At 38.6% G+C, this 16,997-nt stretch carries 11 protein-coding genes; 1 reads left to right on the top strand and 10 read right to left on the bottom strand.

Annotated elements, in window-relative coordinates:
- The 3 genes from AABJ44_RS04335 to AABJ44_RS04325 all read right to left on the bottom strand — a co-directional run bounded on the left by AABJ44_RS04335 (position 1) and on the right by AABJ44_RS04325 (position 5,574).
- Positions 1–1,674, bottom strand: a complete 1,674-nt coding sequence (locus tag AABJ44_RS04335) for a DUF4832 domain-containing protein (RefSeq protein WP_338370690.1) — start codon at positions 1,672–1,674, stop codon at positions 1–3.
- A 232-nt stretch (positions 1,675–1,906) separates the two neighbouring features.
- A complete protein-coding gene (locus AABJ44_RS04330) occupies positions 1,907–4,090 on the bottom strand; it encodes a hypothetical protein (protein ID WP_338370689.1) in 2,184 nt (727 codons plus the stop codon).
- 56 nt (positions 4,091–4,146) lie between these two features.
- The gene (locus AABJ44_RS04325; protein ID WP_338370687.1) at positions 4,147–5,574 is read right to left on the bottom strand and encodes a DUF4832 domain-containing protein; all 1,428 of its coding nucleotides are present in this window, start codon (positions 5,572–5,574) and stop codon (positions 4,147–4,149) included.
- 358 nt (positions 5,575–5,932) lie between these two features.
- On the opposite strand from AABJ44_RS04325, the gene leuS reads away from it, so the two are divergent.
- Positions 5,933–8,485: a leucine--tRNA ligase gene (gene leuS, locus AABJ44_RS04320; protein WP_338370685.1), complete on the top strand. Its 2,553-nt coding sequence runs from the start codon at positions 5,933–5,935 to the stop codon at positions 8,483–8,485.
- A gap of 222 nt (positions 8,486–8,707) precedes the next feature.
- Here leuS and AABJ44_RS04315 read toward each other — a convergent pair whose 3' ends face one another.
- The 7 genes from AABJ44_RS04315 to AABJ44_RS04285 all read right to left on the bottom strand — a co-directional run bounded on the left by AABJ44_RS04315 (position 8,708) and on the right by AABJ44_RS04285 (position 16,988).
- Positions 8,708–9,034: an STAS domain-containing protein gene (locus tag AABJ44_RS04315; protein WP_074643013.1), complete on the bottom strand. Its 327-nt coding sequence runs from the start codon at positions 9,032–9,034 to the stop codon at positions 8,708–8,710.
- A gap of 1 nt (position 9,035) precedes the next feature.
- Positions 9,036–11,540: a PP2C family protein-serine/threonine phosphatase gene (locus AABJ44_RS04310; protein ID WP_338370683.1), complete on the bottom strand. Its 2,505-nt coding sequence runs from the start codon at positions 11,538–11,540 to the stop codon at positions 9,036–9,038.
- Position 11,541: 1 nt separating this feature from the next.
- A complete protein-coding gene (locus AABJ44_RS04305) occupies positions 11,542–12,489 on the bottom strand; it encodes a PP2C family protein-serine/threonine phosphatase (RefSeq protein ID WP_338370681.1) in 948 nt (315 codons plus the stop codon).
- Positions 12,437–12,937: a hypothetical protein gene (locus AABJ44_RS04300; RefSeq protein ID WP_338370680.1), complete on the bottom strand. Its 501-nt coding sequence runs from the start codon at positions 12,935–12,937 to the stop codon at positions 12,437–12,439. Before AABJ44_RS04300 ends, AABJ44_RS04305 begins: the two co-directional genes overlap by 53 nt.
- A gap of 95 nt (positions 12,938–13,032) precedes the next feature.
- Positions 13,033–14,184, bottom strand: a complete 1,152-nt coding sequence (gene dnaJ, locus AABJ44_RS04295; protein WP_074643020.1) for a molecular chaperone DnaJ — start codon at positions 14,182–14,184, stop codon at positions 13,033–13,035.
- Positions 14,185–14,309: 125 nt separating this feature from the next.
- Positions 14,310–16,274, bottom strand: a complete 1,965-nt coding sequence (gene dnaK, locus AABJ44_RS04290) for a molecular chaperone DnaK (RefSeq protein WP_338370679.1) — start codon at positions 16,272–16,274, stop codon at positions 14,310–14,312.
- A 114-nt stretch (positions 16,275–16,388) separates the two neighbouring features.
- On the bottom strand, positions 16,389–16,988 hold the full coding sequence (locus AABJ44_RS04285; protein ID WP_074643025.1) for a nucleotide exchange factor GrpE: 600 nt from the start codon (positions 16,986–16,988) through the stop codon (positions 16,389–16,391).
- Positions 16,989–16,997 lie beyond the last annotated feature (9 nt).

The raw sequence follows: 16,997 nt of genomic DNA, 5'->3' as shown, positions 1-16,997 counted from the left end.
TTATTTTATAATTGATCCTATTTCATTAGCATTCCAGGTATTATCCCAAATATCTGTATTTGCTAATTCAATAGGATAACTCTTGTCTTCATTACTATCAGATATTTTTAAGAAAACTTGATATTCACCTTGTGGTAAATTCGATATACTAACATAAAACTCTTTTTCTTTTCCATCAAAAATCTGATTTGATACAATCTGTTCCGAAACCTTTTCGTCATCTTTTACAAAAATCACAGTCATAATCTTTTCTCTGTGATATGGAATATTTGCAAATCCATTATTCTTGAATGTCAGTTTAAATCCTAAATGTTTCTTCTCATTATCCATACCAATTTTAGAATCAATCAGAACATATCGGTAGCCCATATGCTTTATGAGATACTGAAAAAATCTTTCTTCGTTTCCGTCTCCTATATCAACAAGATTTTTATCATTAATTTCGACTCCATCTTCGTTGTAGTAAGAATTTATTGAATCAGCCCATTTAAGAACATGATGATTCCAACCAATATTCAAAAATGATAGATGAACTTTATACATTTCATCTACTGTATCATTTAGAAAACGTGCTCGCCACAATCCTTCATTAGAACCATCATCATAACATAACTCTCCACCATAAGGAGTTTTTTCTGTAAAAGGCATCAAATACTCAATTTCAGTCTTTCTATCTTCCTTAAAAGTTCCAAGGTCCGAACCAGAACCAAGATAACCATCATTATACAAACCGAACTTATCATTATTCTCGTTGGAACTAATATAAGCTTTTAAGAAAGCAGGCTGACGAACTAAAAATGGAATTTTTGTATTACCTAAAGCTTTTAAGAAAGCATCCATAACTTCAATAATATATCCATATTCTGCAGAACCTTTATTTTTTGCCAATGTTGTAGAATGCATCTCTCCATAAGGGCCTATCATTCCACATTCAATTGCTGTAATTGAATTCATGTGTTTAATAAGAAGTGGAGCTATTACATTAATATGATTTATAATAGTCTGGAAATCTTCTGGATTTGGCTCTACATCTGCGTATACTGTCTCTCCTTTAGAATTTGTATATAATCTGTATCCATTACTATCCTTTTTCTGATTCCCAGTAGCTTTTACAAGATTATCAATAATTACCTTATTATTTTCATCCGCATATTTTTTTTGTCCCTGGTATTTATAATCATAACAAAAGCGAACTATTGAGGTTTTTCCAGCATCTTCTACAGCCTTTAAAATCTGCTCAATTCCATCTAGCGCTTCCTGAGTTAAATCTCCAGTGTTCCCCTTAGTTGTTTTTCCATTATCATCAATAGCACGAATAGCATTATCAGAAAAGGCGCTTAAATCAAACTTCAAATGAAGTAAATCAAATTTTGCACCAGAAGAATATGAACCAGAATATTTAGAAGCTGTTTTTTTTATTTCCTTACATTTTGAAGTTAGATTATCAACTCCATCATAAAGTACCTGCAAATCTACAGCGCTATAAAACCCCATATCAGGATTGTAAATTATTTCATTTGAGTCCTCATAATTAATAGATTGCTTTACATAACATATTTCATTTTCTTTAACATTAGAAACATCAGCCTTAAAAAGATTTAAGTTATCACATCCAGTTAACAATAAAATACAAAAAAAATCAGTAAAAAAGATTTTCTTACACTTGTCTAACATATTTTACTCCTATCTATATGTCTTAAAAGTTAAATTTAATTAACTTCTTTCTGGATTCACTTTTTCTTAGATTTTCACAGATTTTAATTGATATTTTTACACTTTTTTTCTTTCTAGTATCAATCACACAGTTTGTCAAGATTAGAAACGTTCAAAAAAATCCCCCTCCGGCGTGACGATCAGAGGGGGATTTTTTTGTTAGAATTAAATTTGTTCTATTTTTTGGTTTTAGTTAGTTTGTAACGATGTATTCGAGCTCTTTTTTTAGATAGCTTGGCAGACCGCCCCAAACATTAGCTTCTCCTGATGTTCCATATCCTCGATCTGTTACACAGACATGGCTATACACATTATCACCTTCATAAAGTACTTTATAAATTAAATTTGTCAAAGAATCTTCTTGCACTCCATGAATTAAAGCCAGTTTTTTTGAAGCTATTCCTGCAGCATCTGTAGCACCATTCTTTAAAACTTGTCCACTAGCTTTTATATAGTCAGCTTCAAAACATACAAGAATATCAACCAGTTTACCATAGGCCAATTGATTATTCTCTAATGCAGCACCTGCATTTCCGATTTTAATCAACTCAGGATACTTATCCTTTATTGCCTTACAAATCTGCCAATAATAACCTCCATATGGTTCCATTTGAGCAAAGCCACCAAAAGAATCTAACAATGCATCTTTATTTGGAAACTCGTCTCTAACTTGTGTTGGACTATAAAGCATATTTTCATTTGGAAATGGCAAAACAATTCTCCAATCTTCAGGATCAGAATCTGTCATAAGTTCATATCTTGGATAAAATTCGTCGAGCCAAATTCCGTCAAGCAAGGACTCTTCATCATTAACTTTCAGTCCCTCATACCATCCAATAATATCAGCCTGTACATCAGAAATAGTTCGGAATCCGTAATAGTGAAAATCTTTTCCATCAGCTGATTTTGTAAATTTTGCACATTTATCTAGTCCCACTGTTGTTGAATCACATGTATGTACATAGCCAATAATTTTACCACCGTATTTTTTAATTTCGTTATAGCAGAATTTAGCAATTTTCCAATTTTTATCTTCTTCTGCCATCTCAAAATGAGATTGATTATCTCCCAATTTACACCCTTCAGGGGTAAAATAATCTTTAATGGTATCATCGGCTTTTGTAGTAAATGGCCCACTGTGAGCACTATTTACAACGACAAAGAAGTCTTTATCTTTACGACTACCAGCTGCTTCTACTAAAACTTCCCACATCTCTTTGCGTACATCATCTTCAAAATCATCAAATGAGGATATATTTTCAACACCTTCTTTTAATTTTGGTAACTCAATATACGCAGGAATAATTATACCTTTGTTAATCATTGTTGAACATTGGAAATCAAAATTTTTAGAACCATACTCTTCTTCATAATTTACAGTCTTTTCAGAAACTGTTACAGCAGCTTTTACAGAAGCAAAATCTCCACCATAAGAAGGGATTTGAACACTTCCTTCATCATACGCAAAACTTAAGTTATTAATATCAGTAGATTTTATTCCCAGATCTGCAAGACTTATTGTCAAAATTTTTTTATCAGTATCTATTTTAATATCTTTGACAATATAATTTGGATCTAAAGTCCAAGGTCCGTCAGCAAATTTATATAGTTTTGCATTATTTATAAAATAATCAACTCCACTATTTTTCCAGTTTGCACCTGTATAGCCAGTAGTTTTGGAATCTGTATTTATAAAAAGATAAGAATTTTTGTCAAATCCATCAACACTTACATACAAATATTTGCAGTCATAAGCAAGTTTGATTCTTGAATCGGTAAGTTCCACATCTTTGAAAGTATACTTTGTAAACTCATCCTTAGATGGCAAAACTGAACTTACATCCCCCCCCTTAAGCATAACACAACCAAAACTTAAATCTGATATGGAAGGTTGTTTTTCATTTTCTTTAAGAAGTGATAAAGCAATATTCAAAGTTACAGTAGAACCATCGATATTCCATGAAAAATCGTCTGAATTATTTTTATCATATACTGACTTGCAATACCATGGCCAATCAGCACCATCGTTTGTATAACTGGAAAGTGTAAAACTTTTTTTATTTCCAGTCGCTATCAGGAATTCAGCGCCTGTTTTAACATTCCAGTTCCAATGCCACGACTGAAAACCTGTAGCACTATTTCCATCAGTATTAATATAAATCTGAATTTCATCTGAGTCTTGTTCATCATTAAATCTTAAATAAACATTATTTTCATCATAAGAAATCTCGATTCCATTATCACTATTTGTTGCAGCATTTGATGAACGATTCTGCACAAAATTTGCATCATCGCTGCCACCAAAATTCTTTAACCCCATTTGACAACTTATCAAAGATAAGCTCAAAACAGTAGCAGGTAAAATTTTCTTAATCATAAAAAATTCTCCATTTTAGTAAAAAGTTTTTTTGTCACGCTTACTTTTTTAATTTTTTATTTTGAAATTTCTCCAATTTTTGTTGCTTTCAGATCGGAATTCCAAAGATCTTTATTTGCAAGTTGAATTGGATAGTTTCCGTCAAAATCAGAAATTTTGAGGTATATTGCATAACTACCTTCCGGTAGTTTTGATGTATTCAAAACAAAACTTTTATCTTTTCCATCAAACACAAGATTTGGATCTTTCTTTTCAAAAACGATTTCGCCATCTTTTTCAAAAAGCACAGTCATCACCTTTTTTCTGTGATAAGGAAGATTTGCAAAACCATTATTTATAAAAGTAAGATTTATATCCATTTCAGAAAGATTTTCAGGATATTCTAAAAGTACATCTGTTAGGACATATCGATAGCCCATATGCTTAATCAGATATTTAAAGGCTGGTTCATTTTTATAATTAAACTTATTTAATTCACGGAAAACAGATTCTTTATAACCTATATTCAAAACTGAAAGATGATTTGTAAACATTTCAACCATTGAATTACAATTACCTGATTTCAAGTTATAGTTTCCGATCAATTCACCGCCATAAGGAGTGTGATTTGTAAAGGCCTCCATAAAAGCAGTTTCCTGAGCACGATCTATGGTAAAAGTTCCAGAATCAGACTCTGAACCAAGATAACCGTCATTATAAAGTCCCAGTCTGTAAAATTCTTTATCAGATGAATCTGGTTTATATAATGCAGGAACATTCTCACAATCAAAATCAAAATCTGAATTTCTTCGTTTGATATAATCATAAATAAATCTTGGCTGACGAACTAACAATGGAACATCACAATTATTTGCTTCTAGTTCCTTTGTAAACTTTCGCATAACCAGAACAAGATATCCGTTTTCAATATATTCATCATTTTTATCAGGTATTGAATCAAGCTCTAATTCGAAATCATAATCATACTTTTCAAAATCAGCTTTTTTCATTTTTTTAGAATAAGTAGTAAAGTTCATTTCACCCCAAGGGCCAATCATTCCACATTGAATACCTGTAAGCACCGGCGCATAATCCTTAACTGCTTCGCAGATATCTTCAACATGAGTGAGAATTAAACCAAAATCTTCAGGCTCAACATCACGAGTTTTTCCATCACCTTCAAAATTTGGATCGTATGCAAAACGAATTAAAGCTGTTTTTCCTGCAGCTTTTACACGATTTAAAACATCTTTAATTTCATCTACCGGCAGATGAACCTTTTCTCCATTAAGACTTTCAGTTCCATCATTTCTTGTTGAAAAAGAACTTATATCAAACTCTATAAGCAGCTGATCAAATCTTGCAGTATTCAGAACTTCATTATCTTCAGGGTAAACTCCATCAGTACAAATCGGATTATGATTCTCAAGTCGATTTTTATAACTACTTTTTATTGTAATATTATCTTTTGTAACAATTGCCTTTACGACACTATAGAATCCCATATCAGGATTAAAAATAATCTTTTCGGAATCCTTAAACTCTAAATCAGGGTGAACACTTCTTATTTGTTCTTCCCCTCTTTCAGAATCCCTTTCCTTTTGTAGTGAAGCACTACAGCCAAATAGCACTGATAAGCACAATAAGACAGAAATAGTTCTTTTACGCATATATAACCTCGCTATTGTTTTTATAACTGCTGTAATTCTGCAGTTATATTAAATAATAGGTAAAATCCCCTAAGGTTACAAAATTTATTATTTTTTATTTTATATTTTCACGAATTCATTTTTTTTATATAATAGATGCATTATTCCAAATGGGAGCCTGGATTTGAGACTCCCCAAAAAATGTGAGGCGTGTATGAGTAAGTATCCATTTGAGTCCATCGAGCCTAAATGGCAGAAGTATTGGGACGAACACAAAACTTTTAAGGCAACTGAGGATGAAAAATTTCCACCAGAGAAACGCATGTATGTACTGGACATGTTCCCGTATCCAAGTGCTGCTGGTCTACATGTTGGACATCCTGAAGGTTATACCGCAACTGATATTTACTGCCGCTACCTACGTATGAACGGTTACAACGTTCTTCACCCTATGGGATATGACGCTTTCGGTCTTCCTGCAGAAAACTATGCTATTAAGACTGGAACACATCCAAAGACAACAACTAACGCAAATATTGAACACTTTACACAGCAGATTAAGTCGCTTGGTTTCTCTTATGACTGGGACCGCTGCGTTTCTACCTGTGAGCCAGACTATTACAAATGGACACAGTGGATTTTCCTCCAGCTCTACAAAAAAGGATTGGCATACGAAGCACAGACTCCAATCAACTGGTGTCCTTCTTGTATGACAGGTCTTGCTAACGAGGAAGTAAAAGACGGAAAGTGTGACCGCTGTGGTGCAGAAGTTACTCATAAGACAATCCGTCAGTGGATTTTGAAGATTACTGATTATGCAGACCGCCTTGATGCAGACCTCGAAGGTCTCGACTGGCCGGAAAGTGTAAAGGCAATGCAGCACAACTGGATTGGTAAATCAACAGGTGCTGAAGTTACTTTCACTGTAGCTGACAAAGACGGAAAACCAACTGATAATAAACTTACAGTTTATACAACTCGCTGCGATACATTGTTCGGAGCTACTTACATGGTAGTAAGCCCTGAGCACAAAATCATTCCTGAAATCACAACTGCTGAACAGGCTGATGCAGTTAAGGCTTATCAGGAAGCAGCTGCTAAGAAATCTGACCTTGAGCGTACAGACCTTGCAAAAGACAAGACCGGTGTATTCTCTGGAAGCTACGCAATCAACCCTGTAAACGGAAAACTCATTCCAATCTGGATTGCAGACTACGTTTTGATTTCTTATGGTACAGGTGCAATCATGGCAGTTCCTGCTCACGATGACCGCGACTGGGAATTCGCTAAGAAGTTCAATCTTCCAATCATCGAAGTTTTGAAGAGCGAAGTTGATGTACAGACTCAGGCTTGGACTCAGGATGGAATCCATGTAAACTCTGAGTTCCTCGACGGTTTGAACAAAGCTGATGCAATTGCAAAGATGCTCGAGTTCCTCGAACAAAAGAAAATCGGCCGCAAGGCTATTAACTATAAACTCCGCGACTGGGTATACAGCCGCCAGCGCTACTGGGGTGAACCAATTCCTCTGGTACACTGTCCAGACTGTGGAACAGTTCCAGTTCCAGAAGAAGAGCTCCCATTGAAGCTTCCTGAGGTAAAATCATATCAGCCAACAGGAACAGGAGAATCTCCACTTGCCGCAATTGATGAATGGGTAAACTGCAAGTGTCCAAAGTGCGGTAAACCTGCTAAGCGAGAAACAAACACAATGCCTCAGTGGGGCGGAAGCTGCTGGTACTACCTCCGCTACCTCGATCCACACAACGACAAGGCTTTCTGTGCACCGGAAAAAGAAAAGTACTGGATGCCTGTAGACCTTTACATTGGTGGTGCTGAGCACGCAGTTCTTCACCTCCTCTATGCCCGCTTCTGGCACAAGGTACTTTATGATATCGGAGTTGTTTCTACAAAAGAACCATTCCAGCGCCTCGTAAACCAGGGTATGATCACTTCATTTGCTTTCCAGAGAAAGAACAAGACTCTGGTTCCTGTTGATGAAGTTGAACAGCGCGAAGACGGAAAATACTACGAGAAAGCAACAAACGAAGAACTCGAGCAGATTGTTGCAAAGATGTCTAAGTCTTTAAAGAACGTAGTAAATCCTGATGATGAAATTAAAGCATACGGTGCTGACTCAGTACGTATGTACGAAATGTTCATGGGACCTCTTACAATGAGTAAGCCATGGGCAACACAGGGTATTGTTGGTATTCACCGATTCCTCGAAAAGGTATGGTCAGTAAGCGAAAAGCCAATGGCTGATATCGACATCACAGGTAAGCTCGAAGACAAGGCTCTCATCAGCGCACGCAAGACTTTTGCTCAGACGATCAAAAAGGTAACTGATGATACAGCAACATTAAACTTCAACACAGCAATCAGCCAGATGATGATCTTCATCAACGAGCTTTCAAAGCTTCCTGAAGTTCCAAAGGCAATGTGGAGCGACTTCGTAAAGGTACTCTCACCTTACGCTCCTCACCTCGGCGAAGAGCTCTGGGAAAAACTTGGAAATAAAGAGACTATCGCTTACGTGGCTTGGCCAAAGATCAACGAAGACTTTGCTAAGGATGATGTAAAGACAATCGTTGTAATGGTTAATGGTAAAAAACGCGATACATTTGAAGCAGCCCCAGGCAGTTCAGACGACAGTCTTAAGGAAATCGCTTTCGCTCGTGACGGAGTAAAGAAATTTACAGATGGTCACGAAATTGTAAAGTGTATCGTCGTAAAAGATAAATTGGTTAACATCGTCGTTAAATAAGCCGGAAGTTAAATAATTATTCCCCGAACAAATCGGGGAATAATTAAGATTACTGACCTTATAAAAAGGAATCCGTCTGTGGGACGCAGGCAAAAAATGATAAGGGGGAACCATCAGCGGCCACGCGAGCGAAGCAAGCGTGGGTAAGCGAATGATGGGGGATACCTTGCTTTTTTTTCCGTCGCTGGGACCCGCAGACGGATTTCTTTTTATATGAGCCGACTAATTAACCTCAGTCACCGAATTTATAAGGTTGAATAAGTATTTAAACCCCGTCGCAGAAATCGCCTTCTCTGCCTCATTCGACATCGACATAAAATACAGTTTATGACCAACATCTTCACTATCGTTGAAAGCAGCCATAAGGAATCCTATTCCTGCAGGATCAAGTTCAACAAGTTTTGACATATCAAGAACAATATTGTTTTTATGAACAGCGTCATAAAGCATGTTCTGGAATTCACCGATAGTATAGGCATTCAAAGCGCCTTCGAGTTCGTACAGGTGGTAGTTTGCACCGTCTTTTTCTACAATTGATAACTGTTCCATATTATAAACCAGCCTCCTTCATCATTGCATCAAGATCGCTTAAATCCGGCATTTCAAAGCCTTCCGGCATTGTCATATCATCAACTGGGATTGCAGGCTTTTTCTCTGCAGGCTCTTCAACAGCAGCTGCTTCTGCCGCAGCAGCCATTTCTGCAGCTGCAGATTCTGGAGTTACAGTTTCATCTGCGACTGCATCCATCTGTGTATCTACTGGCTCTTCAGCCGGGGTTTCTTCTGCAGGAGCCTCGACAGTCTCTGTAGTTTCAGCAGCAGCCTCAGTTGCTTCAACAGCCTCACCTTCTGCCGGTGCTTCAACAGTTTCCTTCTTCTCTTCTGGAAGTCCCTCATATTTAATTACGAGGATAGATACGTCATCTTCCATTTCCTTAGACATAAACTTAAGAAGACCTTCAAAAGTAAACTGAGCCATACGCTGTGCAGGATAAGTTGAGTTATCAAGAAGAGCCTGCTGAACACGCTCTTTACCAAACTGTTCACCACGAAGTGAGTGTGACTGAATCAAACCATCAGTACAAGCCATGATGATATCACCATGATTAAGCTTTGTAGTTTTTACAGAAACATAAGGTGTAAGATCCTTTACGAATCCAAGAACGTGTCCACTACCCTGAATTTCAATTACGTTATTATAAACCTGAGTATACATCATCAATGCAGGAATACCACAGTTGATGTAATACATCGTATCAGTTTCAAAATCAATAAGTGCAAACAAACCAGCGAAGATAGTTCCCTTTGGAAGCGAATCTCTTACGAAGGTATTGAGCTTAACAACAAGCTGCTTAAAGTCATGAACTTCGGCAAGATAAGAACGGATGATGGACTTTAAGATGACCATGTTCATGGAAGCCGCAATACCCTTTCCAGAAAGGTCACCTACTACAAAGAGGTGTCGCTTTTCTGTGAGACGGATCATATCAATGAACTCACCACCAATGTTGTGAGCAGGAACCATCATGTATCCTATATCAACCTTTGGAGTCTTTACATGATCAATGTTTTCCTGGATGGAAGTAATAATCTGTGAAGACATCTTAATTTCCCGGTTTACGACACCTAATACATCTTTATTTGAAATGTTACGCATGTAGTAACCGAATACGAAGAAGTATGAGTAAAGCTTTACAAATACGTTGTAGTCATATTCCTTATAGTGGTCACCACTGGCCTTTTTACCAAGAGTGATAATACCAAAGATGTTATGACCTTCGTTCAAAATAAACAGAGCATCTGATTTTGTATGAGCAAAGAAAGCTTCAAGTTCCTTTTGAGCAACGGCAAGATCATGCTGCTTTTCAATCTGACTCTTTACAACAATACTTTTGTTGATATTAAGAAGTGCATCAAACATAGGATTGTTTAACGGAATCTTAATATTCATATTATTTGAAGAATAAGCAACATCAAGTTCGTTCTGGCCAGAAAGAATGTATACGGTCATCGATGAAGATTCAACGTTTCTTCGCATGATTTCAAACATCTTTGCTGTAATCTGGTCCATTTCACTCTCTTTATAGTCAATCTTAGCAAGTTCCTTTTCAAGAGAAGCTTCGTAATCTGCTGTATAAAGTCTTGACGATGAAGAAAGTACAGAACTAATCCACAGAGAGAACAAAACAGCAACTGTAGAATAAGCAATAAACTGAGCAATAAAGACTTTTGTATATTCGCCGGTTGCAGGCTGTAAAAACATAGAAAGAACACCTACAGCAACTGCAGGAAGAATATATGATACCAATGATTTGAACAATGTAACAAACATTGCCTTTCCAGAAGGAACTGAAATCTTTGTAAGAGCCATGTAGAATACAACATACATGAACAGGTATGAGTACATATACAGCAATGAGAAGGCTGGAGCTGATGTAGATACAAACTTAATTGCAAGGTTAATTGCCCACATCAAAAGAATACCTTCTGCCATTACTGAGGTCTGATATTTTTCAAGCTGAGTAGCATTCTTATCTTCCTGAAGAATTACCAGGAAGAGCATTCCTGTGATAGGAATTACATAACGATATAAATTTGTAAACAAAGATGTCCAGGTCAGAGGAAAAAACTCTCTGGCAGGAGCAGGAATCAGATACTCTGATGCAATAACAATTCCATGTTCAAAGGAAACATCAATTGTTGTAAATTGAAAGAATGAAATAATTACTGCAAATAAAACAAGAGCATATTTTATCAATGATGTAATCAGATATTTTCTTGGTCTTCCAATTTCAAAAATACCAAAACTGACAATTACAAAGGCAATTCCATCCAATGCCAGACAAATACGCATAACAGGAACTATAAGAGCTTCAAAGTTCGTATAGCGCATTATAAGTACGAGAACAAACAGAATTGATTCTATTGCAGTAACAAGCATGGCAACAGAAAAAGAAGAAACTCCAAGGTTATCTGACTTTGTCTTAGTATCTATAAGATGTGTAAAGAAAATTATGAAAAGTGCACAAACAATATTAAGAATAATATAAATCATATTAGTAACCTACCTTGGCAATCATCATTGTAACGTCATCATGAAGTTTTTTATCGCCATTGTATTTCATGATAAGGTCTACAATATCATCAACCATCTGCTGAGGCTCTTTTGCAGCACCAGCCATAAGGGTCTTTTTATAGATATCTGTATCACCGAGCTCTACACCACTTTCATCCATTACTTCCGATACACCGTCGGTTGCCATCAGAATGGTATCTCCACGGAAAAGACGTTTTTCTGCAACATTAACATCACCAACATCAAGAATACCGATGAGCGAAGCATTTGAAGTAAGAGGCTTGATTCGGTAACCATCTGGCGAAGGTGAAAGAATAATAGGATCAGACATGGAAGCGTTGATATAACGGATACGCATCTTTTCAGTATCAATAATACTAAGGAACAATACAGTATATTTATCCTGAAGGTGCATTCCCTTAATCGCTTTATCGATTGCATGAAGCACACCAACAAGATCTTCCTTGTCTTCGATAATCTTTACAGTGTTCATAACCAAACCCATGATGAGGGCAGCAGGAAGTCCCTTACCAGATACGTCTCCAAGCATGAGAAGTGTCTTTGAAGCATCAATTGGAAGAATTGAGAAGTAGTCTCCCGATACGTTTACGAGAGGACGGTAGTAAGTTGCAATTTTGAGCTTTGGAATGTTTGGAATCTTCTGTGGAAGGAATGACTGCTGTGTTTCAGCCAGCTGTTCCCATTCCTTTGTTGTAGCAGAAATTTCAGAAAGTGTTGTAATTGTACGTGAACGGCTTACAAAACGCTTGTACTCTTCCAGAAGTCTCTTATATACATCGAGGTCAAAAAGTCTTGTATAACGGCAGAAAACATAAAGATGATATCCGTCGCAGCACATAAAAAATCCGCGTGCCTTACGGTAATTTGTAGTTACACCAATGTGGCGATCGAAAAAAGTAGAAACCATCCGGCCACTGTTCAGTAAAGTGCTGATCAAGCTTATTTCTTACAGTATCAGAAGTTGAAGTTCTGTTTGGACTGTTGTAAAGAATGTAGTTTTTAGTACGATCAATAAGAAGTACAGAACAGTCACCCTGCTTTTCAAGAACATCACCAATTACAACGTAAAAGTCATCAAGGGAATAACAGAAACGCAGACGGTTAATGAAATCGTTAAGAATAACAGTTTCACCTGTTTCAAGAGTATCTTTCCTAACCTTTGCGAGAAGGAATGAACGGAATCTATTGCCCCAGAACACCGTAGCAAAGAAAACAATAAACGCAACCAAAAGCGTTATCCAAGAAAAACCTTCTGTTGTTTTTTGCGGCAAAAGCATAAGACATGCCGCAACAAAACATATTATAGTCAAAACATTTATAGAGATAAGGACAGCTCTTTTCCTGGTTTTATACATGATTACCCCTGATTTTCTAACTGTAAATTTTAAATAGAATGATACTATTCTATCATATTATCGGAGGAATTTGGAAAAAAGTTCAATAAATACGGTTAATCACCGAGTTTTGAAAGATTAAGGAGATTTGGTTCCTTAGGAGGATTTTCCAGATCCATATACTGCTTCAACAGATCCTTCTGTTTAGAAGAAAGATGAGTTGGAACCTGAACCATAATCTTAACGTACAAATCACCCTTACGAGAAGAACCGCTCATTGGAACACCTTCGCCCTTAATGCGGAGAAGTTTGCCGTTTGCAGTGCCATCTGGGATTTTAATTGCTAATTTCTTGCCATCGAGGGCTGTAATAGTGATTTCACAGCCAAGAGCAGCCTGAGCAATGCTGATTGGTACAGCACAGTAGAGGTCTGCCCCGTCTCTTTCAAAGAATGGATGCTGTTCTACGTGTAATACAACTACGAGGTCTCCTGCTGGTCCACCGTTTTCTCCGGCATCACCCATTCCGCGGATTACGATACGCTTTCCGTTATCAACTCCGGCAGGAATCTTAAGAGACATCTGCTTAGATTTTTCCTGAATACCTTTTCCGCGGCAGCTTGGACAAGGTTTGTCAATTATAGTACCTTTACCGCCACATTTAGGACATGTCTGCTGAATAGTAAAGAAACCATTGCCCTGGCGTACCTGGCCCATACCATTACAGGTAGGACAAGTCTTTTTAGAAGCACCGGCAGCAGCACCACTACCCTTACAAGCCTCACAAGGCTCATTGTGCTTAAAATGAATATCAGCTGTTGTACCGTATACGGCATCCTTAAACTGAATATGAAGGTCATAGCGGAGGCTTGCACCAGCTGCAGGACCACTGCTTCTTGAACTGCGTGAACCACCGCCAAAGCCACCGCCGAAAATACTGTCGAAAATATCAGAGAAGCCACCACCGGCTCCACCAAAGAGGTCTGAGAAGTCGTGGAAAGCATGTGAATACTGTGCTCCACCACCGCCACCAGCTCCCATTCCGTCAAGACCGGCAAAACCGTACTGATCGTAAATAGGACGTTTTTCTGCATCAGAAAGAACTTCGTATGCTTCTGTTGCTTCGCGGAATTTTTCCTCGGCAGATTTATCTCCTGGATTTCGGTCCGGATGATATTTTACAGCAAGCTTGCGGTATGCCTTTTTAATTGCATCCTGATCAGCTGATTTATCAACACCTAATACTTCGTAATAATCGCGTTTTGCCATGATAATTTATCCAATAATAAAAAAATTGCGGCTCGCATAGTCTCGCTGCTTGAGCCATTCTTTCGATAATCCTAAACCGGCCCGCTGTCGCAGCCCGGTTTTTAACGGATTTTCGATTTTAGGCTTTATTTTTCATCCTTTACTTCGTACTCAACGTCGTCTGCTGAGCCTTTGTTGAAGCCAGATGATTTGTTTTCTGCGCCTGCATCTGAAGCACCAGCTCCAGCATCTGCACCAGCGGCACCGTCAGCACCTGGCTGAGCTCCGCCTGCAGCTGCCTGCTGCTTGTAGAGTTCTTCAGCGATCTTGTAAGAAGCCTGCTTCAAAGCTTCTGTCTTAGCCTTGATGTCTTCTACATTGTCGCCCTGCATAGCCTGCTTGAGGGCTGCCATTGCATCTTCAATCTTCTGCTTTTCGCCACCATCAACCTTGTCTCCAAGATCCTTAAGTGTCTTTTCTGTAGCATAGATCAAACTGTCTGCTTCGTTACGTGCATCAACGCCTTCGCGTTTAGCCTTATCTGCAGCTGCATTTGCTTCTGCATCTTTAACCATCTTCTCGATTTCTTCATCAGAAAGTCCAGAAGAAGAAGTAATCTGAATGTGCTGCTCTTTACCGGTTCCAAGATCCTTAGCAGATACGTGAACAATACCGTTAGCATCGATATCGAATGTAACTTCAATCTGTGGAACACCACGAGGAGCGGCTGGAATACCTACGAGGTCGAAGCGGCCGAGTGTACGGTTCTGATCAGCCATTTCACGTTCACCCTGGAGTACGTGAATTGATACGGCAGTCTGTCCATCAGCAGCTGTAGAGAAGATCTGGCTCTTCTTTGTAGGAATTGTTGTATTTCTTGGGATGAGCTTTGTGAATACGCCACCCATTGTTTCAATACCAAGTGAAAGTGGAGTTACATCAAGAAGAAGAACGTCCTTTACATCACCCTGGAGTACACCACCCTGAATAGCGGCCCCTACTGCAACTGCTTCATCTGGGTTTACAGCACGGCTACCCTCTTTTCCGAAGATTGCCTTAACAACTTCCTGTACCTTTGGCATACGAGAAGAACCACCAACAAGGAGAACCTCGTCAATCTTGTCTGCTGTAATACCAGCATCCTGGAGAGCCTTGCGGCAAGGTTCCTTTGTTCTTTCGTAAAGGTCATCTGTCATCTGTTCAAACTGAGCACGAGTCAAAGACTTCTGAAGGTGTTTTGGACCTGTTGCATCAGCTGTAATAAATGGAAGGTTGATATCTGTAGAAGTCTGTGAAGAAAGCTGAATCTTAGCATTTTCAGCTGCTTCACGAAGACGCTGCATAGCCATTGGGTCTTTAGAAAGGTCAATACCAGTATCAGCCTTGAAGCCGTCGATGAGCCAGTTTACGATAACGCGGTCCCAGTCATCTCCACCAAGGTGTGTATCACCGTTTGTAGATTTTACTTCGAATACGCCGTCTGCGAGTTCGAGGATAGAAATATCGAATGTACCACCACCAAGGTCGTATACAGCGATTGTCTTTTCCTTGTCCTGATCCTGTTTGAAACCGAAAGCAAGAGAAGCTGCTGTAGGTTCGTTGATAATACGCTGAACGTTAAGACCGGCGATCTTACCAGCATCCTTAGTAGCCTGGCGCTGAGAGTCGTTGAAATAAGCAGGTACAGTAATTACAGCGTCTGTTACTTCTGTTCCGAGGTAGTCCTCAGCAGTTTTCTTCATCTTCTGAAGAATGAAAGCTGAAATTTCCTGAGGTGAGTAGCGCTTTTTAGCTCCACCCTCTTCTACTTCTACACGGCAGTCTGAACCGTTATCAATAATTGTATATGGAAGCTTTGTTGCTTCACCCTGAAGTTCACTGAAGCGATGTCCGATAAGACGCTTTACAGAGTAAACTGTGTTTTTAGGATTTGTTACCATCTGGTTTTTAGCAGGTGCACCAACAATGCGGTCTCCCTTAGCTGTGAAACCTACGATAGAAGGAGTTGTACGTCCACCTTCTGAGTTCTGAATTACTACTGGTTCACCGTTTTCCATTACGGCAACACAAGAGTTTGTTGTTCCTAAGTCAATACCTATGATTTTTCCCATTTTTATTTACCTCGCTTTGTAATTTACAATTCTTTTGCCATTGCGAGGAGCGTAGCGACGTGGCAATCTATAAATGGATTGCTTCACCTTCGGCTCGCAATGACGAGCTTTATTTTACGCCTTTGGTACCTTAACCATTACCTTAGCGTGACGAATAACTTTATCCTTGAGCTTGTAGCCCTTGAGATAAACCTGAGCCAATGTTTCCTTCTTGGCCTTTTCATCTTCCATACGGCCAATTGCTTCGTGCTCGTCAGGATTGAATTCATCTCCTTCCTTGCCGTAACCAACAAGACCATATTTGTCTTCAAGCATTTTAACAAGAGCCTTGTTAATCATTTTGATTCCGTCTGCGATTGATTTTGCATCTTTTGCGTCCTTTGCAGCATCAATTGTACGGTCAAAATTATCAAGACTGTCAAGCAGGTCGCCCAAAAGTCCGGCGTTTGCGTAGTCGTAAGTGTCCTGCTTTTCTTTCATCATGCGCTTGCGGTAGTTATCAAAGTCTGCAGCGCGGCGCAAGAGCTGATCCTTAAGATCAGCATTTTCTTTTTCAAGGGCAGCAATGCGCTCTTCTGGAGTCTGTTCTTTCTTTTCTTCTGCTTTATCCGACTCTGGAGCAGCATCCGCAGTCTGTGAATCAGCAGCAGCTTCCTGAGAAGTTGCTTTTTCTTCAGTCTGATTTTCAGCTTGTTCTGTTTTCTCTTCAGCCATTAGTTTTCC

This window comes from Treponema bryantii (genome assembly GCF_036492245.1).
In the GTDB taxonomy this organism is placed as follows: Bacteria; Spirochaetota; Spirochaetia; order Treponematales; family Treponemataceae; genus Treponema_D; species Treponema_D bryantii_C.
Note: the sequence above shows the minus strand (reverse complement) of the source record. Positions and strands in the feature narration are given on the sequence as shown.

Excerpts from the sequence above, each read along its gene's own strand:
- AABJ44_RS04330 (WP_338370689.1), bottom strand. The coding sequence starts at position 4,090 with ATGATTAAGAAAATTTTACCTGCTACTGTTTTGAGCTTATCTTTGATA.
- AABJ44_RS04325 (WP_338370687.1), bottom strand. The coding sequence starts at position 5,574 with ATGGGATTCTATAGTGTCGTAAAGGCAATTGTTACAAAAGATAATATT.
- AABJ44_RS04335 (WP_338370690.1), bottom strand. The coding sequence starts at position 1,674 with ATGTTAGACAAGTGTAAGAAAATCTTTTTTACTGATTTTTTTTGTATT.
- AABJ44_RS04300 (WP_338370680.1), bottom strand. The coding sequence starts at position 12,937 with ATGTATAAAACCAGGAAAAGAGCTGTCCTTATCTCTATAAATGTTTTG.
- leuS (WP_338370685.1), top strand. The coding sequence starts at position 5,933 with ATGAGTAAGTATCCATTTGAGTCCATCGAGCCTAAATGGCAGAAGTAT.
- AABJ44_RS04305 (WP_338370681.1), bottom strand. The coding sequence starts at position 12,489 with ATGGTTTCTACTTTTTTCGATCGCCACATTGGTGTAACTACAAATTAC.
- AABJ44_RS04315 (WP_074643013.1), bottom strand. The coding sequence starts at position 9,034 with ATGGAACAGTTATCAATTGTAGAAAAAGACGGTGCAAACTACCACCTG.
- AABJ44_RS04285 (WP_074643025.1), bottom strand. The coding sequence starts at position 16,988 with ATGGCTGAAGAGAAAACAGAACAAGCTGAAAATCAGACTGAAGAAAAA.
- dnaK (WP_338370679.1), bottom strand. The coding sequence starts at position 16,274 with ATGGGAAAAATCATAGGTATTGACTTAGGAACAACAAACTCTTGTGTT.
- dnaJ (WP_074643020.1), bottom strand. The coding sequence starts at position 14,184 with ATGGCAAAACGCGATTATTACGAAGTATTAGGTGTTGATAAATCAGCT.
- AABJ44_RS04310 (WP_338370683.1), bottom strand. The coding sequence starts at position 11,540 with ATGATTTATATTATTCTTAATATTGTTTGTGCACTTTTCATAATTTTC.